At 59.7% G+C, this 22720-nt stretch carries 18 protein-coding genes and 1 pseudogene; 12 read left to right on the top strand and 7 right to left on the bottom strand.

Annotated features, from left to right (window positions below):
* Positions 1–92: 92 nt before the first annotated feature.
* Together PQR40_RS09120 and PQR40_RS39070 are read right to left on the bottom strand one after the other, a co-directional pair.
* The gene (locus tag PQR40_RS09120) at positions 93–242 is read right to left on the bottom strand and encodes a hypothetical protein (protein ID WP_408508805.1); all 150 of its coding nucleotides are present in this window, start codon (positions 240–242) and stop codon (positions 93–95) included.
* A gap of 75 nt (positions 243–317) precedes the next feature.
* Positions 318–446, bottom strand: a pseudogene (locus PQR40_RS39070) (PAAR domain-containing protein); the annotation flags it as partial.
* 409 nt (positions 447–855) lie between these two features.
* Between PQR40_RS39070 and PQR40_RS09115 the strand changes: the two are divergent.
* From PQR40_RS09115 to PQR40_RS09105, 3 genes are all read left to right on the top strand, one after another.
* Positions 856–1875: a DNA-methyltransferase gene (locus tag PQR40_RS09115; RefSeq protein ID WP_408508804.1), complete on the top strand. Its 1020-nt coding sequence runs from the start codon at positions 856–858 to the stop codon at positions 1873–1875.
* Positions 1876–2125: 250 nt separating this feature from the next.
* Positions 2126–2995, top strand: a complete 870-nt coding sequence (locus tag PQR40_RS09110; RefSeq protein ID WP_408508803.1) for a PDDEXK family nuclease — start codon at positions 2126–2128, stop codon at positions 2993–2995.
* A 208-nt stretch (positions 2996–3203) separates the two neighbouring features.
* Positions 3204–3596, top strand: coding sequence for a hypothetical protein (locus PQR40_RS09105; protein ID WP_408508802.1), 393 nt, complete (start codon positions 3204–3206; stop codon positions 3594–3596).
* 479 nt (positions 3597–4075) lie between these two features.
* On the opposite strand, the gene PQR40_RS09100 is transcribed toward PQR40_RS09105, so the two are convergent.
* The 4 genes from PQR40_RS09100 to PQR40_RS09085 all read right to left on the bottom strand — a co-directional run bounded on the left by PQR40_RS09100 (position 4076) and on the right by PQR40_RS09085 (position 8883).
* Positions 4076–4735: a hypothetical protein gene (locus PQR40_RS09100; RefSeq protein WP_408508801.1), complete on the bottom strand. Its 660-nt coding sequence runs from the start codon at positions 4733–4735 to the stop codon at positions 4076–4078.
* A gap of 3 nt (positions 4736–4738) precedes the next feature.
* On the bottom strand, positions 4739–5650 hold the full coding sequence (locus PQR40_RS09095; protein ID WP_408508800.1) for a DUF4747 family protein: 912 nt from the start codon (positions 5648–5650) through the stop codon (positions 4739–4741).
* 633 nt (positions 5651–6283) lie between these two features.
* On the bottom strand, positions 6284–7642 hold the full coding sequence (locus PQR40_RS09090) for a tyrosine-type recombinase/integrase (RefSeq protein WP_408508799.1): 1359 nt from the start codon (positions 7640–7642) through the stop codon (positions 6284–6286).
* 296 nt (positions 7643–7938) lie between these two features.
* Positions 7939–8883, bottom strand: a complete 945-nt coding sequence (locus PQR40_RS09085) for an AraC family transcriptional regulator (RefSeq protein WP_408240335.1) — start codon at positions 8881–8883, stop codon at positions 7939–7941.
* A gap of 185 nt (positions 8884–9068) precedes the next feature.
* On the opposite strand from PQR40_RS09085, the gene PQR40_RS09080 reads away from it, so the two are divergent.
* Together PQR40_RS09080 and PQR40_RS09075 are read left to right on the top strand one after the other, a co-directional pair.
* Positions 9069–9530 carry a (2Fe-2S)-binding protein gene (locus PQR40_RS09080; protein ID WP_408338835.1) on the top strand — a complete coding sequence of 154 codons (462 nt, stop codon included), beginning with the start codon at positions 9069–9071 and terminating at the stop codon, positions 9528–9530.
* A gap of 2 nt (positions 9531–9532) precedes the next feature.
* The gene (locus PQR40_RS09075) at positions 9533–11743 is read left to right on the top strand and encodes a xanthine dehydrogenase family protein molybdopterin-binding subunit (RefSeq protein WP_408508798.1); all 2211 of its coding nucleotides are present in this window, start codon (positions 9533–9535) and stop codon (positions 11741–11743) included.
* Positions 11744–11820: 77 nt separating this feature from the next.
* On the opposite strand, the gene PQR40_RS09070 is transcribed toward PQR40_RS09075, so the two are convergent.
* A complete protein-coding gene (locus PQR40_RS09070) occupies positions 11821–13494 on the bottom strand; it encodes a methyl-accepting chemotaxis protein (protein ID WP_408508857.1) in 1674 nt (557 codons plus the stop codon).
* Between the two features lie 526 nt (positions 13495–14020).
* On the opposite strand from PQR40_RS09070, the gene PQR40_RS09065 reads away from it, so the two are divergent.
* From PQR40_RS09065 to PQR40_RS09035, 7 genes are all read left to right on the top strand, one after another.
* Positions 14021–14593 carry a TetR/AcrR family transcriptional regulator gene (locus PQR40_RS09065; RefSeq protein ID WP_408240326.1) on the top strand — a complete coding sequence of 191 codons (573 nt, stop codon included), beginning with the start codon at positions 14021–14023 and terminating at the stop codon, positions 14591–14593.
* A 55-nt stretch (positions 14594–14648) separates the two neighbouring features.
* Positions 14649–15524, top strand: a complete 876-nt coding sequence (locus PQR40_RS09060) for an SDR family NAD(P)-dependent oxidoreductase (RefSeq protein ID WP_408508797.1) — start codon at positions 14649–14651, stop codon at positions 15522–15524.
* A gap of 109 nt (positions 15525–15633) precedes the next feature.
* Positions 15634–16335, top strand: coding sequence for an NAD(P)H-binding protein (locus tag PQR40_RS09055; protein ID WP_408508796.1), 702 nt, complete (start codon positions 15634–15636; stop codon positions 16333–16335).
* Positions 16336–16620: 285 nt separating this feature from the next.
* Positions 16621–18132 (top strand): sensor domain-containing diguanylate cyclase, encoded by a 1512-nt coding sequence (locus tag PQR40_RS09050; protein WP_408508795.1) that lies wholly within the window; start codon positions 16621–16623, stop codon positions 18130–18132.
* Between the two features lie 106 nt (positions 18133–18238).
* Positions 18239–18853, top strand: coding sequence for a DUF2239 family protein (locus PQR40_RS09045; RefSeq protein WP_408508794.1), 615 nt, complete (start codon positions 18239–18241; stop codon positions 18851–18853).
* 415 nt (positions 18854–19268) lie between these two features.
* A complete protein-coding gene (locus PQR40_RS09040; protein WP_408508793.1) occupies positions 19269–20834 on the top strand; it encodes a methyl-accepting chemotaxis protein in 1566 nt (521 codons plus the stop codon).
* 317 nt (positions 20835–21151) lie between these two features.
* Positions 21152–22459 carry a solute carrier family 23 protein gene (locus tag PQR40_RS09035; RefSeq protein WP_408508792.1) on the top strand — a complete coding sequence of 436 codons (1308 nt, stop codon included), beginning with the start codon at positions 21152–21154 and terminating at the stop codon, positions 22457–22459.
* Positions 22460–22720: the final 261 nt, after the last annotated feature.

The following is a 22720-nucleotide window of genomic DNA, read 5'->3' as shown; positions in this document are numbered from 1 at the left end:
AATCGTACGCCACATCGAGCGGATCGTCAAGTCAAGGGTTGTTTGGCTCGTTTTGCTGTCGGACCACAACTTCTGAAACAGCGACCAAAAATTTAGATGGCCAGCTTCGGCGTCTTATGCAGCTCGACCCAGTATCCATTGAGTGCGTCGTCTGGCACGACGAACGACTGATTGTACGGCGTACTCGCGCGAGGATTGCCCGTCACACCGCCGCTGCAAGGGCCGAGGTGGGAGGCTGCCATCTGACCAGTCGGTGCTCAGGTGGCAGGCTCGGAGCGGCCAACGCGCACATGACAACGGGACCTCGCGGCCCCGTTGTCGCCCAAGAGTGCGAGGGGGACGCCGTCCGATTTATTCTTCGGCAAACACGCAAGCACTCGACCGCCGTGCGAGGTCGTGTCATGGCGCTCGCAGCCACAATGATGAAGGGAGGGAGCTTCCCGAATGCCCCGTATTTGGGTATACGGGGCGGGAAATTTCAGGAAGCCGTTTCCGTGTCCCGAACGTTCAAAAACGGTAAGAGTCGGGAAAAATCGCGATCGGTTTTTCACATTATTTTGCAACGAGTTGCAAGGCAGAAAGGCAAGGCAGAAAGAGGGCAAACCGGCGAACGCTATGCCCCACCGCGCTTACCCAAAAAGAAGTGTCGTAACGACTCCGCCGGCCAGGCGGTCGAGCATTCAGCGCTTGGCCCAAGGCCAGGATTCGGCTCGCGCACTCGTGAGCTACAATGGCTGCGGCGCCGCACCGGTCCGTCTGAACCAGGAACGTTTGGTCCTTCATGCTTGGCCTCGTAACCCCGTGCGGACCAGTTTCTCGCACTTTGCGCGCCGCGGTTTTGCAATCACATACGCAATGGAAAAATCTACCCGAACCCCTCCGCCGATGACACGCTCGGATGAAGTGCCGTCGACGGACGATAACGCCGGACATGATTCCGCGGGTGAGGTCCTGCACGGCGATGCCTTTGATTTGTTCGAGCGACTTACTCCGGACTCCATTGATTTAGTGCTGACCAGCCCTCCCTATTGGGGGCACCGAGACTATGGTCTCGACCATAACTGGGACCTCTTCAACGACATTCCATCCGTGAAGAAAATTGGCCCTCAGACTCCGGGTTATGACTGGTACCGCAGCGCGGGGGGAATCTTGGGGCTGGAGCCATATCCTGAATGGTACGTTTCGCATCTCGCGGAGATATTGACGCGAGCTCGTAAATCCCTCAAGCCTTCGGGCAGCCTGTGGATTAACTTGGGCGACACTTATTTCGCGCGCTGGTCAAGTATTCGCGATAGCGGTCGTCAAGGCCTAGGCAGTGACACGCGAAATCGCCGGAAGACGCCGCTTGGTGACGTTCGGCAAGAGAAACAGTTGCTACTCATACCCGCGCGCTTCGCCATCGCGATGCAGGAAAAGGGATGGATTCTGCGGAACGATCTCATCTGGCACAAACCGAATGCTGTCCCGCGGCCGGAAGGTGACCGCCTCCGAAACGCGCATGAGCATTTCTTCCATTTCGTAAAAAAGCCCTCTGCTGGACGGGCTAAATATTATTACGAAGTGGCTCAGGCGGAGGAGCGGAGCAGCGACGTGGTCAGCGTTAACGTCGCACCGGGTGAAGGTGGGCACAGCGCGACCTTTCCGCATGACTTGATTGCGCCGCGGATTCTGTCTTCCTCGCCTCCCGGCGGTATGGTTCTTGATCCGTTTTGTGGCACTGGTCGAGCGCTCGAAGTCGCGAGAGAACTCGGGCGGCGCGCAATCGGATTCGACGCGCAGAAAAAATTCATCGAACTGACAAAAACAAAACTCGGGGGTTTGCGCCCCGGCGGGAAAAAGAATGGCAACGGTAAAGCGCGGAAACTTCGTAAGTGAATGGTTCGGGCAACGCATTTATCCGGAAGTGCGGTTGAATGTCTCTGAGATAGGCGGCGCCAGCGCCGGAAAATGTCCATTCCTCAGTGACATACTCAGGGCGCGAACGCCGTGCGTAAAAAGTGAGAATTCCTCTGGCGTATGCGCAATCAGCAGCGTTAGCAATGGCCCGCGTCAGGATTGGCTGGTTTGCCCATATCGAGTCATAGATTCGGATATCGTTCGCAAGAGCTGTCGGCGCATCTTTGGCTTGGACCGCGACGTATTACCGTTGCCTGTATCGATCCTTCAGCGGGAAGGGGAGCTGGATGCTTTCAAGGCTTCTGTTCGTAGTCATGGCGCCGGCTATCTCTTTTTCCAAGACAAACTTGGCGGCGAGATTTCCATTACTGGCACGTCTCACTCGCCAGAAATGGCGTTTGACGTGACCCTCGTAGAAATCGTACCGACTTCTGGCGATGGATTCGCCGTATCTCGCTATGGGATTCTCGAAATACAGACGATGGATTTCCATGGCACCTATAAGAATGCTGTCGGTAACCTTCGCGATGCGTTGCGCCTACACCCCAAAAATTTCCCCACAGAGTTACAAAATAACCCCAACTGGGCTGGAGAGAAAGTTGAAGGGCCGAACATCGCGAACGTATTTAAGCGCACCTTCTACCAGGTGATGGTTAAGTTCAAGTTGAGTGGGCAAGGCTCCGCGGCTGCTGGCACGGTACTGGCGCTTCCAAAATCCGTGTGGGATAGTTGGCAGCCCTTCTTGGGTGCACCGGCGCTAGAAGACGAGACGACGGATGTTAAGCGTTTTCGAATTGATGACGGCGGCATCGAAGAAGAGCCTCTGAACGCATTCATATGCGTATTCGACCTAGACGCTTCGTCTGAATCGTCAGTTTCGCCGTTGCAAATTGAGTACTTCGTTCGCGTATCTCCCGAGCGTCTTGCGCATCATGCCTTCACTCAAGTGCCAAATCATATCCTGCATGCAATCCAGAGCAAGGATTCGGTGCTGACGACCATTCGCTCTCGTTTGAGCGACTGGTGGCCCGATTTCCAGCCCTTGTCACCGGGCGCGCGCTCGTCTCGCCGTCGCCCTAAAGACGCTGCCGGGAACTGAATCTTTTCACAGAAGACGAACTCCGCGACATGCTTCGCGCTTGTTGATTCGTCATTTTCTCCGATACTGCTTGGGCGCTTATATGCTGAATTGGGCGTATTTTCCTCGGTCGGACAAACCGACGCTTCTTGCGATGGCGGTTGTTCGAGCGTTCCAAGAGGGGCACTCCTCCATATCATCTAGCGAGCACTTTCTGTCGAGCAATGCAGTGCTTTCTCATCTCGCGCCATTGCTTACCCAGCTCGGCTTCGCAGTGGAAGCGGGGAAGAAGCATGCGCAAAAAATCCGTGTTCCTGTGCTGTATGGAAACAACGGTCACGTCGCCAAGGCCTTCGAGGCAGACGCATACCACAGCGATGGAAAGTTCGTCGTAGAAGTGGAAGCCGGCCGCGCGGTCATCAACAACCAGTTTCTTAAAGACCTGTTTCAAGCTTGTATGATGGACGACGTCGATTATCTTGCTATCGCCGTCCGAAACGTCTACGCGGCAGCAGGCGTCAATAACCCGGATTTTGACCGCGTTGTTACCTTCTTTGATACGCTTTTTGCCAGTAACCGGATGCGACTGCCCCTGAAAGGCATTCTAGTCGTCGGATACTAGCTCTCATCTCGGCATGATTGGGGACCCCTATTCGCGCGCATGAGGAGGAAGAATATCTCCCGACTATCCGATAAAACGGTGAGAATCGAGAAGAAACGGGAGTGCGAAAATCGCATATTTTGCAACCGGTTTCACGCCACTCTAAGCCTAGACGTTTTGCAAACCAGCGCGGGCAAGGCATCGCTGCGTGGTTTCGGAGATGCGACAGTCCCGCGTCGCTGGATAGATGTTAATAATCTATGCGAATCGGTGAGAATTTGCCGCGCTCCAGCTATGCAACGCGCATGGCAGGCGATATCGGAATAGAAGAATCTGCGGGAATCGGGGAGAATTGGCCGTCCAAGCGCACGCAATTGCAACCGGTTTAAATGAGATTGCTGCGTCCTCTCGCGGGGTCCCGCGCGTTGATGCATCTCGCCGATTGATTTGTCGTCGATACTCATGTTCATGTCGCGACTCCATCGGGCGCGGGAAATCTGCTAAGCCGAAGCCGGTTGCTTCGCCTCGTCGGGCAATCGTGAGCCACAATGCTTGCATTTGGTCGCCTCAGGATTTATCTCTTCGCGGCAATGAGGACAGGTCTTCGTTCGCGATTCTTTTAGCGCAGCGCGCTGTATCATTTTTGCCAGCGTGAAGATGTTCAAGGCGCCAGCGAAGACTAGCAGCACGCTGTACACAAAGAGAAAAAATCCGAGGCCCCAACTGACTTGTAAGGCCCAATGGTTGATTTCCGCCCATGGATCGCTGTCTGGAGCAGGCCACATCCACACGCCGGCAAGGACGATAGCAAAAACAACAGCCAACGTCTGCACGATTATCTGATGAGCAAAAATGGCGGAGATTTTTAGATACAGTGGAACGCCCGTGCGGCTATTTGGGCGATGGAGCTGCCTTCGAAAAACGTCTCCGCCAAGGCCGAGCACCAACGTGAACGCTGCGATGGTGAAGCCCAAAATGCACGGGAGCACTGTAGTAACGAGATTCCACCAACCGTCCTTCATCCAAAATGGGTAGCAAAGCCCCGTGACGACTGCGGCCAAGTAGGGGAACGGGGACTTCAGCAGCGCTTTTATGCCGCCATACGCCTTCCAATAGCCGGGAAGGGCTGGTGCTACAGGCTTTGATGCCGGTTGCGTCATGTACTACGGTCTCCGGCGGTCCAGCTGATTACCGAATTCCACCGCTTCCGCAGAAAAGGCGTCGCTCGCAAGCATTTCGCGGCTGTCGTAACGGGGCTTGCTTACGAGCGGCTTGTCTTCCGTGGACAGCGTCACTTTCTTGCCGTTTTCGTAACCGGTGGCCGTCAATGAACCATTTGAGGCGGTCCAGCCCGCGAGCTTCCTCAACCACGCCCATAGGGAAATGGGCCTCTCATGGGTACGCTGGAGCGAAATCTGGATTTCTTCGATTCCAGCCGCCGAAAGCTCCGCGATTGCTTCCTCTTCGTCCTCGGCGGTAATTAGGTCATTCGGCCGAGCGAAACGCATGTCGAGGTGTGCCAAGTCTTCCAGCTTCAGGATTCGGCTGACCATTTGATGGCTTTGCTCGACGGTGACGCGGGCCCGTGGCTCACCGGCGGGCAGCTTAGGATGATTGAAAAAGTGTTCAAAGACAGCCGCCATCGAGCGGTGCGATATCGAACGGCTCTCAGCCTTGCTTTCGAAAACGAGCCGGTGGTTCTTCGGGTAAAACGCGAATCGAAATATTCCAAGGTTCGGCTTCAGGTCGGCGGGCACGCGCACGTCGATAATGTCTTGCTTTTCTGCTTGCTTCCCGTCGGAAAGCTTTAGCCATTGGCTGGCGACGGACGGGTCGAATTTTAGAAAGCGTGCCACTTCGCCCTGAAAACCTTCGGTAAGGTTGGTTTTGTCAATTGGGTGGACGCTTGTAATCAGAAAGCCGTCGTTCGCGCGTCCGAAGAATTGGCCGGCCGCAAAGTCCTTTCGCGTCAAAGCGATACATTTCTGGAAACGGTCGACGTAGATTTTCGAAGAGTGAGGTTGCAGCACGATGTTCAGTGCGCCGAGGTGCAACGTCCGTAGGTAATTGGCCATCTCTCGCTGTCTTTTTCGTTGTTGGGCAGATGCGGACCGCCGGTTTTGCCGCATCCAATTCTTCGTGGCGCAGAAATACTAACTGCAGGCGGGAAAATCAGCAAAGATTAAGAACAGGCGGGCTGCTGAGAGGCGCAGTCGTGCAACAGGTTGCAGCCTGCATCTCGCGAAATGGAGGGCTGTGGTTACAGGGCGGTTACACGCTTTGAGAAAAGAAAAAGGGTTACAAGCGTATTGCCTGTAACCCTTTGAATTCTTTGGTGGGGCGTGAGTGACTCGAACACTCGACCTACGGATTAAGATCCGACGTATTTCGCCTCGGCGACAGCGGCCATGACGCCGGCGGCATGTGGAAACGTTCCATGTGCTCGCAGGTAGTGGAACGAATTAGTGGATAAGTTCGGGCAGAGAATCAAAGTTGGGGCAACTTTTGGGGCATCTCTGCCTTGTAAATTCGAGGGGATATTCGTTTTGCGGTCAGGAGTTCGATCCTCGCATCTGACGGAACACATACCTTGGCGCGAATGGACGACAACGGTTGCTGGCGAGGCAACACCGATTCCGCTTGTCCGTTTCTATCACTTTTCTGCAGGAGCCGGTTGTGGGCGAGCGGGCGGACGCCCCGCGTGAGCTTTAGGTCTCAACCTTGATTTTCGCCTGCTCAAGCATCCAGCCTTCAATCTTGTCATGCCACATGCGCAGCAAGTCGAGGGGACGCCGACGATAGTGTTTTTCGGCAATTGCCGACGGCTTATGCCCTTGGATTTGCGCGACAACGCCGACGGGGACCTCTACCCACTCCGACAGCGTGCCGAATGATCGGCGCAGGCCATGGAGAGAAATATGGGGCAAACCCGTTGGTTCCAACGCGCGATTGTGCGCGTGACGCGGCTCCGCTATTTTTCCGTCCGATGCCGTTTTGCTGGTGAACACCCACTCAGATGGTTCCCACTGCTCGCCTCTTTCAGCGAGGCGAGTGGTTTGCCGTTTATTCGGAGGCATCTCGTTTAGGCGCTGAAGATGTCGCAATAGACTCGCAAGATAAGGGGTGAGCGGAATGGTCCGGCCGCCAGTGCCTTCAACTTTGTCGTTCATGGTCAAGCTGCGCCAGCGGAAGTCCACGTCCTCCCAACGTAGCGCGGCCAGTTCTTCCCGACGGGCACCTGTGATTAGGAGTCCTTGGAGGTATGCGCTAATTACCGGGTTAGCGATGCCACGTACTGCGCTAAACCAAACAGACAGCTGTTCGCGCTGAAGGCAGTCATCCTTTGCGGCGCTACGAGGGAGAATGCCCTTGACCTTTGGCGAAGTATAGGCCTCGTGCGGGATGATGCCTGCATACGTCTCGTGAGTGTCGCACCATCGAATGAACGCCTTGAAAAGACCGAATGCATGACCGGCATTCGTTGGCCCCCGGGGTATTTCGGCCTCGAGCCACTGGGACACGGATGTTGCCGTTATTTCATTCAACCTGCGCGACATAAGAGGTGCCAACGGACCACGCACTTTTTCTTTGCCGCCACGTTTTGCAATGCCTCCACCGGGCGACGAGAGGTTGATGTGGTCGAGGATGTATCTCTCTGACCTAGGCTTCTTCGTCTTCGGTGAAATCTTCGTTCGCAGATGCTCGAGATACTGTTCCCACGCTTCGCCGACCGTCACATCCTGACGGCGCTTTGCAGCCTGTCGGGCCTCGTGTGCTGCCTTCTGCTCAGCCTCTTGTTCTCGCGGATCGATACCGCCATCGATGAGCGTCTGGAGGCTACGCGCTCGTTCCTGCGCGACATCAATCGTCCAACTTCTCGGATCACCGATCGTCATCCGCACCGTCGAACCATGGATCTTCCCTTGGAAAATGTAAGCTTTTGCACCGCCAGCTGTGGCACGCAAACCTAGCCCCGGAGTCTTGCTGTCCCAAAGAAACGACTGTGATTTACCTTCGGCGCAGCGATGGGCTTCTACCCGCGCCGCAGTGAAATTGACCTTTGCCACCCAGCCTCCTGTTTGTGAGTCGGCAATCCCGTGTAACCGCTGTGTAACCGGATTATGCGGTAGCGAAGGTATTTGGATCAACGTGAATGATTAGTTGGCTGGAAAATATTCTTTAAAATACAATCGGTTGCGTGTGTTTGGATATGTCGATCTATCCTGATGAATGTCGACTTGTTCGTATTCGCAATGCGAAGGTCGGGAGTTCGATCCTCCTCCTCCCACCAGGATCACATCCAAGGTTGTCCAAGAAAGTCCGGAAACCCCGCAGCTAAAAAGGCTCGCGGGGTTTTTGTTTCCTACTCCCGAAACTCCACTGCATCCCAGCGCCTCAACTGCGAGACGTCGCGCAGCGGCGGCGCGCCGAAGAGCCGGCTATATTCGCGGCTGAACTGCGAAGGGCTGTCATAGCCGACCCGGGTCGCCACCGACCCGACATCTCCGCTGTGCCGGAGCAGCAATCTCCGCGCTTCGTGCAGCCGCAATTGTTTCTGATACTGCAGCGGAGTCAGCGTCGTGACGTTCTTGAAGTGATGATGGAGCGACGACACGCTCATGTTCACCGCCTGTGCCAGCGTCTCCACCCGCAAAAGCTCGGTGTAGTGATTCTGGATCCACTCGATCGCCCGTGCGATCCGGTACGTCTGGCTCCCGTTCACCGCGACGTGCCGCAGCCGTTTCCCCTGCTCGCTCGTCATCAGCCGGTAGAGCAGTTCTTTCTCGATGAGCGGCGCGAGCACGGGTATGTCACCTGGAGTATCGAGCAATCGTACGAGTCGCAGCGCCGCGTCGAAAACCGGTGTCGACAATGAGCCCACGGCGATGCCTTCGCCTGCCGACACGGCATCCGGTTCTGGCAGGCGCAGTTGCGTCGCCAGTTCGACGATGCGCTGTGGATCGAGCGTGAGCTTCACACACAGATAAGGCGCGTCGGGGGACGCCCGCGTCACCTGCGACATCATCGGCAGATCGACGGACGTCACGAGGCAATGCAGATGATCGTAGTCGTACGCCTGCCCGGCGACCATGACCCGCTTGGCGCCCTGCGCCGCGAACACGAATGCGGAGTGCGTCACGCCGCAGCCGAGATCGGCGGGCTGTGAGTGCCGGTAGAACGTCAGCGAGGGGATTACGGTCTGATATGCACCGTCCGCCGGCGCGAAGCGGCTGATAAGCGCGGCGAGTTCACGGCGCGCGGTTTCGCGCGCCGCCGAAGGGTCGAGCCGGGAGGAATGCTGTTTCATGTGCATTGAAATCCGTTGACGGAATCGAGCATACCAACAGCTGCCTGGCAATCGCAGCTAGCCTGCCCGATTTGCAGCATTGTTCAATATTCTTGCAGGATTGTGTAAAGCGTAATGGCAGCCGGTCGGTCAAACTGCCGCGTACACCCGGCGCCAAGTCCGGGCTTTCCCCTCGGAGAGGTTTCATGTCTACATCGCTTGTTCTCAACGGCAAGAACGTTACGCTCGATGCCGATCCCACCACGCCGCTGCTTTGGGCGATCCGCGAGAACGCAGGCCTGCACGGCACGAAGTTCGGCTGCGGCATGGCGCAATGCGGCGCCTGCACGGTTCATCTGGAAGGCGAAGCCACCCGCTCATGCGTGCTGCCGCTCGCGGCCGTCGCGGGCAAGCGCATCACGACCATCGAAGGCATTGAAAGCCGGCCCGCGAAAGCCATCCAGGCCGCATGGGTCAGGCTGCAGGTGCCGCAGTGCGGGTACTGTCAGTCCGGACAGATCATGTCCGCGACAGCCTTGCTCGAACATAACGCCACGCCTACCGACGCCGACATCGACGCCGCGATGGACGGCAATCTCTGCCGCTGTGCGACCTACACCCGCATCCGCGCGGCCATCCACGAAGCCGCTGCGACCCTTAAGGCCTGACTATGACGACCGATCTCGATCTCACGGATGCGGTACGCCCGTCGCGCCGGACCTTCCTGAAAGCAGCCGGCGCCGTCGCGGCAGTCGGTCTCACCATCGGCTTCGAATGGGCGGGCATGGGCCGCCGCGCACTCGCGGCCACCATTCCCGACGCCGCGTTCGCCCCCAATGCGTTCCTGCGCGTCGCGCCGGACAACAGCGTCACGGTCATCGCGAAGCACGTCGAGATGGGCCAGGGCGCGTACACCGGCATCGCGACGATCGTCGCGGAAGAACTGGATGCGAACTGGCAGGACGTGCGTGTTGAAAGCGCGCCCGCCGATGCGAAGCGCTACGCGAATCTCGCGTTCGGTACGATCCAGGGCACGGGCGGCAGTTCGGCGATGGCCAACTCGTGGATGCAATTGCGCGACGCCGGCGCGAAAGCACGCGCGATGCTGGTCTCCGCCGCCGCTGCGCAGTGGCAGGTGCCCGCGTCCGAGCTGACGACGCGTGACGGCAGCATTCATCACGCGGCCACGAACCGCACCGCGACCTATGGCTCGCTCGCGTCGGCTGCGGCCCGCCTGCCAGTGCCGGACAAGGTCACGCTCAAGTCGCCGAAGGATTTTCGTTTGATCGGCCATCCACTGCCGCGCGTCGACGTGCCGTCGAAAACCAATGGCACCGCCCAGTTCACGCTCGACGTGACGTTTCCCGGCATGCTGGTCGCGCTGCTGCAGCGTCCACCGCTTTTCGGCGCGACGGTCAGGTCGTTCGATGCGTCCGCCGCGAAAGCGGTGCCGGGCGTTGTCTCGATCGTGCAGGTGCCGGGCGGCGTTGCGGTGGTCGCGAAGGGTTTCTGGGCGGCGAAGCAGGGCCGCGACGCGCTGAAGATCGAATGGGACGATTCGACGGCCGAAAAGCGCAGCTCGGACGCGATCATGGCCGAGTACCGACAACTCGCCGAGCAGCCCGGCGTGTCTGCCCGTAAGGACGGCAATGCGGCACAGGCGCTTGCGGGCGCGGCGAAGAAGATTTCCGCTACCTACTCGTTTCCATATCTCGCTCATGCGCCGATGGAGCCGCTCGACGCGGTCGTCAAGCTCACTGCTGACAGCTGCGAGATCTGGGCTGGCGATCAGTTCCAGACGGTCGACCAGGGCAACGCCGCGCGCACGGCCGGGCTCGATCCGCAGCAGGTGAAGATTCACACGCTGTATGCGGGCGGCAGCTTCGGGCGTCGCGCGAACACCCAGTCGGACTATATCGTCGAGGCCGTGTCGATCGCGAAGGCGCTGGGTGCGAACGGCACGCCGGTCAAGCTGCAGTGGACCCGCGAGGACGACATCCACGGCGGCCTCTACCGGCCGATGTATTTCCACAAGCTCGACGCGGGCCTGACTGCCGACGGCAAGCTCGTCGGCTGGCGGCATCGCATCGTCGGTCAGTCGATTCTTGCCGGCACGCCGTTCGCGAGCGTGATGGTCAAGAACGGAATCGACGGGACGTCCGTCGAGGGGGCCGCCAACGTGGCCTACGCGATTCCGAACATCTCGGTCGAACTGACGACCACGCAGACCGGCGTGCCCGTGTTGTGGTGGCGGGTGGTCGGCAGCTCGCACACGGCATTCGCGGTCGAGGCGTTCATCGACGAAGCCGCACACGCCGCGGGCAAGGACCCGTTCGTCTTCCGTCGCGATCTGCTCGCGCACGAACCGCGCATGCGGGGCGTGCTCGAACTCGCTGCGGAGAAAGCGGGCTGGGACCCGGCCAAACCGTTACCGAAAGGTCGCGGGCGCGGCATCGCGGTGGCCGAGGCGTTCAAGACGTTCGTTGCGCAGGTCGCGGAAGTCTCTGTCGATAAGGACGGGAACGTGAAAGTGGAGCGCGTCGTCTGTGCGGTGGATTGCGGCACACCGATCAATCCTGACGTCATCGCCGCACAGATGGAGGGCGGTATTGGCTTTGGTCTGGGTGCGGCGTTGCACAGCGCGATCACGCTGAAGGACGGCAAGGTCGAGCAGAACAACTTCGACGGCTACCAGGTGCTGCGGTTCGCCGAGATGCCCAAGGTCGAGGTGTATATCGTGCAGTCGGGCGAAGCGCCGACGGGTGTCGGTGAGCCGGGTGTCGCACCGGTCGGGCCGGCGGTAGCGAACGCGATCTTCGCGGCCACCGGCAGGCGGGTTCAATCGTTGCCGTTTCCTGCCGCTTCGGAAAAGACCGCCTGACGGACTGACCGAAGGCGACGCTGACTTTGCTCACGCGTCGCCCGTGAGGTGAGCGACGCGTCATCGGAAAACTCCGATCAGAACTTATCCCACCCGTCATCCGCGCCCGCAGCCGCAAGCGCCGCAACCGGCGTAACTGCCGGCGCCCGCGCAACGCGCTTCGGGGTAACTGCAACAGCAGCCGCCGCCTCGCGCCGCGGTGCTTCACGCCAGGCAGGAACAGCCGCTACTGCAGACGCAGTATCCTTCAACTGAAAAAACGCCACGGCTTCGTTCAGCTGTTGCCCCTGATCTTCCATCGACCGCGAAGCAGCCGCGGCCTCCTCCACCAAAGCAGCATTCTGTTGCGTGACGTTGTCCATCTGGGTAATCGCAAGATTGACCTGTTCGATCCCGCGGCTCTGTTCAGTCGATGCCGCCGCGATCTCCGACATGATGTCGGTCACTCGAGCTACAGCCTGAGTCACTTCGGCCATCGTCTTGCCCGCCTCGCCGGCAAGCGCCGAGCCGTCGCGGATCCTGTCCACGGAGTTGGCGATCAGATCCTTGATCTCCTTTGCCGCGCTCGAAGACCGTTGAGCCAGGCTTCTGACTTCGCTCGCAACCACCGCGAAACCCCGCCCTTGTTCGCCCGCCCGCGCGGCTTCAACTGCCGCGTTCAACGCCAGGATGTTCGTCTGGAACGCAATGCCTTCAATGATGCCCGTGATGTCCGCGATCTTGGCCGAACTGTCGCTGATGTCATGCATCGTGTTCATCACCTGACCCACGACCTCGCTGCCCTTTTGCGCCACCGACGATGCATTCGCAGCCAGCGCGCTGCCTTGCTGCGCGTTGTCGGCGTTCTGCTTAACGGTGGAGGTGAGTTCCTCCATGCTGGAAGCGGTTTCCTGCAGCGAAGCAGCCTGCTGTTCAGTGCGCTGACTCAGGTCCATATTGCCCGCTGCGATCTGGCGCGCCGCGCCGGCGATGCTGGTGCTGCTGTCGCGCACCCGTCCAACGATCGCCGTCAATCGCTCGTTCATTTCGCGCAGGGCGGTCAGCAACTTGCTGGTTTCGTCGCGGCCATCGACGGTGATGCGCGTGCGCAGATCGCCTTCCGATACGGTACGCGCGACGTCGATCGCAAAACGCAGCGGCCCGGTCACCGCGCGCGTGATCACCACGCACGCGCTGACGGCGAGCGCCAACGCGATGAGGCAGATCGCGATCAGCAGATTGCGCTGGTTCTCGTAATGCGCCGCGTATTCGTTGATAAGTTGTTCCTGACGAGTGTGCGTGTAGTCGGCATACGCGTCGGTCGCACGAATCAGCGCGGCGAGCAGCGGCCGGCAATGATCGTCCATTTCGACGATCGCCTCGTCACGCTTGTTGGTGAGCGCGAGATTGACGATGTTGGTGGCGACCGGACCATAAGCCGACTCGACCCGATTGATCTCGGCCACAAGACTGCGTGCTTTCTCGGTCGTATCAGTCGCGTTAGCGATCATGTCGTTGAGCTTTTTCAGGTCGGCTTGCACGTCTTCGTGTGCGCGCGTCACATCGGCTTTTTCTATTTCGAGGTCCTGGGGCTTGGTCACGAGCACAAGGTTGCGCGCCGCGATCGCCCTGCGGTCGACAGCGGTTCGAACCTGCACTGCCATGTCGGCGCGTGCGTTGATTCCGCGTACGAAGTTGGAAAACCCATCTGTCGAATCGCTCAGCGCCTTCAGGGAAAGGCCGGAAACCGCGACGACAATGAGAGACAGCATGCCGAAGCCGCCGATGAGTTTGGTCTTGATGGTGAGGTTTTTGAGTGCCACGATTTTTTCTTCTCCAATAACGAAACGTTAAAGCGTTCGCAATGGACTCTCAGGTCCGGGTATGGGAGCGTCTATCTGGCTGCCGATCATCCCGGCAGCCCCGCGCGGTTTACCCTTCGAGCCTTCCATCAAACGCATGGCTAAAAACGCGTCGAATGTCGGGCAACAAATGGGTATCCCATTTACCAGTTATCGGATCGGGTCCCCCTGTACTTAAGGAATCGCGGGTATTTCTCTACCAAGCTTGCACACGATGCGCGAAGAAAACGTCACTTCCCAGGAATTCGAATATATTTGGGCGCAGCATGAAAACATTTAATTGCAGTTTCATTTCATCTTCCGGTGCCTGCCGCCTGAACAAATGGCCTTTTGGTGTGCCCCGAGCAGCACAAATAAAATGGCTTGAACAAGTCGGCATTCCTGGATATGATTGAGCAATCACTCATTTATTATGTGCTGTCGAAGCGAACCGCGTATGGCCCGTCCGAAAAGTGAAGACAAACGCAACGCCATCCTTGCAGCTGCCACCGAGGTCGTTGCCGAGCAGGGCTTGGGCGCGCCGACCGCACGCATCGCAAAACTCGCGGGTGTGGCTGAAGGAACGCTGTTCACCTACTTCGACAATAAGGACGAGTTGCTGAACCAGCTCTACCTGGACATCAAGGCGGAGCTGCGCGAAGTAATGATGACGACGTACCCGAAGCAAGCCAGCGTGCGCGATCGCGCCCAATACGTGTGGGACAAGTTCGTCGACTGGGGCGTGGCGCAGCCGCAAAAACGCCGGGCGATGGCGCAGCTGTCCGTGTCGGAGCGTCTGACCGACTGCACGCGCGCGACCGGCATGGAGTCTTTCGCAGACATCAACACGATGATTCAGGAAAGCGTGGCGAGCGGCGCGTTACGTGATCATCCGCCGGCTTTCCTATCGGCGATCATGGCGGCGCTGGCGGAAACCACCATGGATTTCATCGCTCGCGAACCGGGCGACGCCGACCGTTATCGCAAGGCCGGCTTTGAAGCGTTCTGGCACGCGATTGCCCAGAACTAAATTTTTTGTCCAATTAATGAGCGCCTACTTGCTCATTTAAATTAAGGAGCACACGATGTCAAAGGTCTGGTTGGTTACGGGAAGTGCCCGCGGGCTTGGGCGTGAAATTGTCGAAGCAGCATTGCGCGCCGGTGAGCGCGTCGTGGCGACAGCACGCAATCCGCGTCAGTTGGAAGATCTGCTGACACGCTATGGCGAGCAGGTCCGGGCGGTTGCGCTGGATGTCACGGATCAGGCTGCGGCACGCAATGCGGTACAGGCTGCGGTCGATGCATTCGGTCGGCTCGATGTGGTTGTGAACAATGCGGGTTTTGGTCACCTGGCGCCGTTCGAGCAAGCCACCGAGGACGATTTCCGCGCGCAGATCGACACCAACTTCTATGGTGTGGTTAACGTCACGCGTGCGGCGCTCCCGGTGCTGCGGAAGCAGCGATCCGGCCACGTGATCCAGATTTCGTCGGTGGGCGGTCGTGTCGGGATTGCGGGATTGAGCGCCTATCAGGCGGCGAAGTGGGCGGTCGGCGGTTTCACGGAGGTGATCAGCCAGGAGCTCGCGCCGTTCGGCGTTCACGTGACTGCGCTCGAGCCAGGTGGCATGAAAACAGACTGGGGCACTGAGGCGAGCGGCGCGATGCCGGAGTTGTTGCCGGATTATGTGCCCTCGGTGGGCGTGATAGTGGATATGCTGTCCCAACACATCGGTCACGAAACCAGCGATCCGGCGAAGGTTGCCCAAGTCGTCCTGAAACTGGCGTATCACGATTCGTTGCCGGCCCATCTCCTGCTGGGGAGTGACGCATTGCATTACGCGGGTGAAGGCGACAAGGCGCGTGCTGCAAGCGCCGAAGCGTGGCGAGCGATCAGTACAGCGACCGATTTTTCCGCGCCTACGCCGTTGCCGGCGTTTCCTGCCGCACCGGCGAAAGCCTGAGTACTGATCAGGCAACGCGGCTAAAGGCAACCGAAGGACGAGCGATATGGCAAATTGGGGCGTTGCGGACATTCCGCGTTAGGCCGGCCACGATCATGGAGCATGCATCATGAAAGTTTTGATATTTGGAGCGACTGGCATGGTCGGCCAGGGCGTATTGCGTGAATGCCTGCGCGCGCCCGATGTCGAGGCGGTTCAGACCGTGGGCCGCACTCGCACTGGCCAGCTCGATCCGCGCCTCGTCGAACTGGTTCAGCCGGACCTGATGGACTACCGGGCAGTGGAAGCGTCGCTGAAGGGTTTCGACGCGTGCTTTTTCTGTTTGGGCGTCTCATCCGCAGGCATGCAGGAGGCCGACTATGCGCGCCTCACTTATGACCTGACGCTGGCGGCGGCGCAGACGCTTGCCCGTCTCAATCCGCAAATGACCTTCGTCTACGTGTCCGGTGCGAGTACCGACAGTACCGAACGTGGCCGCAGCATGTGGGCGCGGGTCAAGGGCAAGACCGAGAACGCGCTGCAGCGGCTGCCGTTCAAGGCGGTCTACCTGTTTCGTCCCGGTGTGATCGAACCGCTGAATGGTGCCAGTTCGAAGACCCGCTCGTACCGCTTGTTCTACACCGCGGCCAAACCTCTCCTGTCGACGCTGCGCGCGCTTTTCCCCAACTACATTCTGAGCACCGAAGACATCGGCCTGGCGATGCTGGAGGTCGCGCGTCATGGCGCCGCCAAAGCAGTGCTCGAAATCGCCGATATCCGCGGGCTCAGCCGAGCCGCTTCCCAGCCGGCGCTCGATCTGCACGCCCATTGAGCGCCGAGGCCGGCGTGACGGCCGCACTCTCGGGCACGCTTGTGGGCGCGTCCTCGGTGCCCCGTGCCGCCCTTGAAACAGGCCGCCGGCGCCGCGCCAGTGCTAGCGGCTACGATATGAGGCATGCCATCGTCGAAACTTTCGCGCAGGCCGCCCAAAAACGGGTCTTTTCCCTCGTTTGACGCACCTCAGCGTCTGGTAGGCTACCGGTTCACGGGACGCGCCTTCCAGACGCGGCCACTTTCTTCACGCGCGTGGGTCAGCGCATGCTCGAATGAAAAGCTCATGGTGACGCGCCGACCGAACATCGTGATTGCCATCAGTATCGTGCTGGCCAGCGCGATCCTCGCGATTGCGGTGTGGGTATTGGCGCAGATGCGTGATGACGCGCTAAGGCGCGCACAGGACTCCGTTTTCAACGTCTCGTTGCTGGTCGAACGCGACGTGTCGCGCAATCTCGAGATCTACGACCTGTCGCTACGGGCGGTAATCGACGGCCTGAAACAACCTGGTGTGCTGGAATTGCCACCGGCGATTCGTCAGATGGTGCTGTTCGATGGCTCGGCCAGTGCAAAAGACCTGGGTTCGCTTCTCGTCGTCGATGTAGCCGGTAACGTCCTGTTCGATTCGCAATCAACGCCTCCACGCCCAGTCAATCTCGCCGATCGCGATTACTTCAAGGTTCAGCGCGACTCCCCCAATGTCGGCCTGTACGTCAGCCATCCGTTCACGCCCAAGATAACCGGCAAGGACGTGAGTATTGCGTTGAGCCGCCGTATCTCGCGTCCGGACGGCAGCTTCGGCGGCGTGGTGGTCGGCACGATGCGACTCACTTACTTCAGGCATCTGTTCGCCGGTATGAATCTCGGCGCGGGTGGTTCGATGGCGCTGATGCTGAGCGACGGCACGATGCTGATGCGGCGTCCCTACGATGCGAAGATCATTGGTCTCAATCTGACCGGCACGTCGAACTATTCGCGCTTTACTGACCAGCCGAGCGGGGATTTCTTCGGCACGGCGGCGATCGATGGTGTCGAGCGCTGGTACGCGTTCCGCCATATCGACATGTATCCGCTGATTCTCGATGTCGCGCTCTCGACGCACGATATCTATATCGAATGGCGGCGTCGCGCGTGGATCATCGGCACGCTGATCGCGGCGCTCGACCTGGCGATCATCGCGCTCGCGGTCCTCTTCTCGCAACAACTGCGGCAGCGCCGCGCGGCCGAAGAAGAATTGCACGTGCTGGCGTGCACTGACGGGCTGACCGGCCTGAACAATCGCCGTACTTTCGAGGAACATGCGGAGGAGGAGTGGCGCCGCGCGCAACGCAACGGGTGGCCGCTGTCGATGCTGCTGATCGACGTCGACACGTTCAAGGGCTTCAACGATCTCTACGGCCATTCGGCCGGCGACGATGCGCTCATCGCCGTGGCGCGCTGCATCGGGCAGAGCGTGCGGCGCCCAGGCGATACCGCAGCGCGCTACGGCGGCGAAGAGTTCGCCGTGCTACTGCCGGATACCGACGAAGCCGGGGCGCTGAACATCGCCGAGAAAATCCGCACCGAGGTTCAGGCGCTCGAGCTTCGCCATGTCGCGAGCTCGCACCATGTGCTGACGGTCAGTATCGGCATTGCGTGCACGAAGACCCAGGTATTCGCAACGAGCCGGGCACTTGTCAACGCAGCGGACGAGGCGCTCTACGAGGCCAAGGACGCCGGCCGCAATCGCGTGCTGTGTTATCCGGTGGCGGCGCGGACGCATCGGCAGAGCGTCGTGGTGTCGCCGGCGCGATGAGAGCTGCGAAGGGGTTGAGTCCTTCCTGAAATTTAACCCGGGTAATATGTTGCGTCCAATTTACACCCGGGTATAATTCGACAAATTCACCTTTCTGGAGTTTGTCATGACCACCCATCCTGCTACCTGCACTGCCTTCGAGGGATACCGCCGCATTGCCTCGGGCGCTTTGTCCGAGGTGGCGCTCGCTGTACGAGAGGTGCTGGCGCGCGGAGAACAGGCGCCTGTGCTGATTTTTGACGACATCACGAGCCGTCCGGTCGAGTTTGATTTGCGCGGCTCACCTGAAGAGATTCTCGTGCGGCTGGCAAGCCAGGCACCCGGCGAGCAACCCGAATCAACCGCGAGCGCCGAAGAAGACGATGCGCCGCGTGGCCGCGGCCGTCCCCGGCTCGGTGTGGTGGCAAGAGAGGTCACGTTGCTGCCGCGCCATTGGGATTGGCTCAACGGGCAATCGGGCGGCGCTTCGGTTGCGCTGCGCAAACTGGTCGAGGCGGCGCGGCTTGCGGGCGAGGACAAGGGCCGCAAGCGCGCAGCGCAAGAAGCGGTGTATCGCTTCATGACCGCGCTCGCCGGCAATCTGCCTGACTATGAAGACGCAACGCGCACGCTCTACGCCGACGATCGGGAACGGTTTGAGGATATCGTCGCGGCATGGCCAGAGGACGTGCGCTATCACACGCTGTGTCTTGCCGAAGGCGCATTCGGCACGCATCCGTAATTCGGCTGCGCACCGGCGAGTGCGCAGTCCAACGAAACGTATGGACAAAAAAAAGCCGCTCACACCGGGGGAGCGTGAGCGGAAAGTCGGAGAGTTACAACAACAGCGCGTGCGCTTACTCATGGAGATGAGCGCAGCAAACAAAGTTTAAGAGTTCGACTCGCCCCTATATATCAGACAAATCCCAATCACTGCGCTGACGCGCAAAGCAGGTTGACTGAGCGATCCGGCGCCGTTTGCCAGGCATTGCTTACATCATCCTGTCCCGGTTATTCCCGCCATTTTTTGCTTCAGTCTCTGATATCGCCGCCGTAAAAGAGAGGGCAGCGTCGCCACGTATCCTAAAAAAACGCGAAATGTTTCGCCATGGCCCAGCGGCGCGAGCGTCCCCTCAGTACTTATGAAGGATGGTGAGATGAAGTGGTTCGACCGCATGACCGTATTCAGGAAGTTGCTGTTGGCGTTTGCCGTTGTGATCGGGTTCTGCGTCGTGATCGGCGGGACTTCGCTGAAGACGTTGTCGTCGATGCATGACATTACCGACGCCATCTGCGACCAGCACATGAACGGCCTCTACTGGATGGAAGAGGCGAACCGCCACAAGATCGATTCCGATCTTGCCGCCGCGAACCTCGGCTATGCCGCCGACGACGCCGGCCGTCAAAAATTGAAGGACAGCATTGTCGCCTCGCTCAAGGAGATGCATGGCGCCTACGACCAGTATCGCGCGACCATCGCGACCAGCAAGGGTCAGGAGATGTTCGACGAAGTGCTTCGCAAGTCGGCCGTGTGGGAGGGCATCGTGCATCAGCAGATCGGACTCGAACCGATTCCGGCTGGCGTCGACAACAACGAACTCGTGCGCCGCGCGATTGCGTCGAGCGAGGCGTTGCGTGATCGCATCACGGCACTGATCGACTATCGCCGTCAACAAGCCAACGAAGCCCAGCAGGAGGCGAGCGCTCAGTATCGGCACATGCGCGTCGTGATGCTTGCGTTGGTGTTGGGCGCGATCGCGGCGGGCACGCTGCTCGCGACGATGATTGCGCGACGCCTCGCCCGCCAGCTCGGCGGCGAACCAGACTACGCGATGCACATCGCCAACCGTATCGCCGATGGCGACCTGAGCGTGCGCGTCGATACCCGTGCGGGCGACACCGACAGCATGCTGTTCGCACTGCACAACATGCGTGAGCGGTTGGCGGGTATCGTGTCGGGCATTAGCGAGTCGAGCGAATCGATCCTGATGGCCTCGGGCGAGATCGCGCAGGGCAACACCGACCTGTCGCAACGCACTGAAGAGCAGGCCGCCGCGTTGCAGCAAACCGCGTCGAGCATGCAGGAATTGACTTCGACGGTGAAGATGAATGCCGAAAATGCGCAGCAGGCGGGCGGTGTCGCGCATGGCGCGTCGGAAGTGGCCGCGCGCGGCAGCAGCCTGGTCGGCGACGTGGTCGAAACGATGCGCGAACTGGCGGCCGGCTCGAAGCGCATGACCGACATCATCGCGGTGATCGAAGGGATCGCGTTCCAGACCAACATTCTCGCGCTGAACGCAGCGGTGGAAGCGGCGCGTGCCGGTGAACAGGGTCGCGGCTTTGCGGTGGTGGCGGGGGAAGTGCGTTCACTGGCCCAACGCAGCGCGGTCTCGGCCAAGGAGATCAAGGAGCTGATCGAGAGCTCGACGGCGCGCGTGGGCAGCGGTGCCGAACTGGCCGAGCGGGCCGGTCAGACGATGGCGGAAGTGACGCATGCGGTGAAACGTGTGACCGACATCATGGGTGAGATTTCGTCGGCGTCGCAGGAGCAGAGCACCGGCATCGAGGAAGTGAACCGTGCCGTCGCGCAGATGGACGACGTGACCCAGCAGAACGCGGCGCTGGTCGAGCAGGCTGCGGCGGCGGCGGCGTCGATGGCGGACCAGGCAAGGCAGTTGCAAGCGGCGGTCACCGTGTTCTCGCTGGGGGTGCGGCAGGGCTAATGGAGTGGGCGCTGATGAGGGTGCGGCCGACAGCGCAGGTCATCGTTTGGGCGTGACTGCTTGCGCCGGTGATGGATGAGGGACCTACGGCTCGCGCCGGTGATCGTCGGGGGCATGGCCGCTCGCGCCGGTGATAGATCAGGGCGGTGACGGGTTACCTCTGTGACATTCAAGGGCGACGCGTGCGTAGCGCGCTTTGCGCGGCTTTTGCTGCCCTTGCCAGGCCTGATCGCTCTCCGTACACTCGCGCGTAATTCCCAGACGGCGCCGATTCGCTGCGCCGTCCACTAAAACGCCGACAGAGGAGAACCCCCGCCATGGCCGATTCCTATTTCCCACGCTGGCGCGCCCAGCCGGACGCTGCCGAGGGCCGCATTGTCGGCAGCGACGAGCGCCTCGCGTGGCCGCAGATGTTTGCGATGGGCATTCAGCACGTCGTTGCGATGTTCGGTTCGACCGTGCTTGCGCCGTTGCTGATGGGCTTCGATCCGAACCTGTGCATCTTCATGTCGGGGATCGGCACGCTGTTGTTCTTCGTGCTGGTGGGCGGACGTGTGCCGAGCTATCTCGGCTCGAGTTTTGCATTCATCGGTCTGGTGATCGCGGTGACGGGGTATGGCGGCCACGGTCCGAACATGAACATTCCGGTTGCGTTGGGCGGGATCATCGCGTGCGGGGTGGTGTACGCGGTCATTGGCCTGATCGTGTCGGCGGTTGGCACCCGATGGATTGAAACGCTGATGCCACCCGTGGTGACGGGTGCAATCGTCTGCGTGATCGGGCTGAATCTTGCGCCGATTGCGGTGCATGGCGTGAGCGGCAGCAACTTCGATTCGTGGATGGCACTCGTGACGGTGCTGTGCGTCGGCGCGGTCGCGGTGTTTGCGCGCGGCATGCTGCAGCGTCTGCTGATTCTGGTTGGCTTGCTGATGGCGTACGTGATTTACGCGATCGTCACGAATGGTCTCGGCATGGGTAAGCCGATCGATTTCGTGATTGTGGCGAACGCTGCGTGGTTCGGTATGCCGCACTTCACCGCGCCGGTTTTCAACCTGCAGGCGATGACCTTGCTTGCCCCGATCGCGGTGATTCTTGTTGCTGAGAATCTTGGGCACATCAAGGCCGTGAGCGCGATGACCGGTCAGAATCTCGACCGCTATGTCGGCCGCGCATTTCTCGGCGATGGACTCGCGACGATTCTGTCTGGCTTTGCCGGCGGCACTGGGGTGACAACTTACGCCGAGAACATTGGCGTGATGGCGGTGACCAAGATTTATTCGACCCTGGTGTTTGTTATTGCCGCGCTTATTGCTCTTGTGCTTGGCTTCTCGCCAAAGTTCGGTGCCGTGATTCAGACCATTCCGGGACCGGTGCTGGGTGGCGTGTCGATCGTGGTGTTCGGCCTGATCGCCGTGACCGGCGCGCGCATCTGGGTCGTGAATAAGGTCGATTTCTCCGACAACCGGAATCTGATCGTTGCGGCGGTGACGCTCGTGCTGGGCGCTGGGGACTTTTCGTTGAAGCTCGGTGGATTTGGGCTTGGCGGGATCGGTACTGCTACCTTCGGAGCGATTATTCTTTATGCTCTCCTGAGGAGGAAGCCGGCGCAGGGGCCGGTGGCTTAAGGGGTGGTTTTTTGCCGTTGGCGGGTTTTGTTTGTTTGCCTGCGCGCGCTTGTTCGTCGGAATGCCTATGGCGGTGGTCTTTTCTTGATCTGTTTGCCTGCTCGGCGCGTATTGTCCGATTGTTTGTGGCGTTGGCCTTTCCTTGTTTTGTTAGTGGTTTATTAGCGTTCGCCCCTGTGCGGGGCAGGCACTTACTTCTCTTTGCCGCCGCAAAGAGAAGTAAGCAAGAGAAAGCGGCTCACACCGCTAATTCTTAAGCGG

The organism is Paraburkholderia sediminicola (genome assembly GCF_046026855.1).
GTDB lineage: Bacteria > Pseudomonadota > Gammaproteobacteria > Burkholderiales > Burkholderiaceae > Paraburkholderia > Paraburkholderia sediminicola_A.
Note: the sequence above shows the minus strand (reverse complement) of the source record. Positions and strands in the feature narration are given on the sequence as shown.

What these genes read in the sequence shown, in the direction of transcription:
- PQR40_RS09120 (WP_408508805.1), bottom strand. Translation starts at nt 242, where the DNA reads ATGGCAGCCTCCCACCTCGGCCCTTGCAGCGGCGGTGTGACGGGCAAT.
- PQR40_RS09115 (WP_408508804.1), top strand. Translation starts at nt 856, where the DNA reads ATGGAAAAATCTACCCGAACCCCTCCGCCGATGACACGCTCGGATGAA.
- PQR40_RS09100 (WP_408508801.1), bottom strand. Translation starts at nt 4,735, where the DNA reads ATGACGCAACCGGCATCAAAGCCTGTAGCACCAGCCCTTCCCGGCTAT.
- PQR40_RS09095 (WP_408508800.1), bottom strand. Translation starts at nt 5,650, where the DNA reads ATGGCCAATTACCTACGGACGTTGCACCTCGGCGCACTGAACATCGTG.
- PQR40_RS09085 (WP_408240335.1), bottom strand. Translation starts at nt 8,883, where the DNA reads ATGAAACAGCATTCCTCCCGGCTCGACCCTTCGGCGGCGCGCGAAACC.
- PQR40_RS09080 (WP_408338835.1), top strand. Translation starts at nt 9,069, where the DNA reads ATGTCTACATCGCTTGTTCTCAACGGCAAGAACGTTACGCTCGATGCC.
- PQR40_RS09075 (WP_408508798.1), top strand. Translation starts at nt 9,533, where the DNA reads ATGACGACCGATCTCGATCTCACGGATGCGGTACGCCCGTCGCGCCGG.
- PQR40_RS09070 (WP_408508857.1), bottom strand. Translation starts at nt 13,494, where the DNA reads ATGCTGTCTCTCATTGTCGTCGCGGTTTCCGGCCTTTCCCTGAAGGCG.
- PQR40_RS09065 (WP_408240326.1), top strand. Translation starts at nt 14,021, where the DNA reads ATGGCCCGTCCGAAAAGTGAAGACAAACGCAACGCCATCCTTGCAGCT.
- PQR40_RS09060 (WP_408508797.1), top strand. Translation starts at nt 14,649, where the DNA reads ATGTCAAAGGTCTGGTTGGTTACGGGAAGTGCCCGCGGGCTTGGGCGT.
- PQR40_RS09055 (WP_408508796.1), top strand. Translation starts at nt 15,634, where the DNA reads ATGAAAGTTTTGATATTTGGAGCGACTGGCATGGTCGGCCAGGGCGTA.
- PQR40_RS09050 (WP_408508795.1), top strand. Translation starts at nt 16,621, where the DNA reads ATGGTGACGCGCCGACCGAACATCGTGATTGCCATCAGTATCGTGCTG.
- PQR40_RS09045 (WP_408508794.1), top strand. Translation starts at nt 18,239, where the DNA reads ATGACCACCCATCCTGCTACCTGCACTGCCTTCGAGGGATACCGCCGC.
- PQR40_RS09040 (WP_408508793.1), top strand. Translation starts at nt 19,269, where the DNA reads ATGAAGTGGTTCGACCGCATGACCGTATTCAGGAAGTTGCTGTTGGCG.
- PQR40_RS09035 (WP_408508792.1), top strand. Translation starts at nt 21,152, where the DNA reads ATGGCCGATTCCTATTTCCCACGCTGGCGCGCCCAGCCGGACGCTGCC.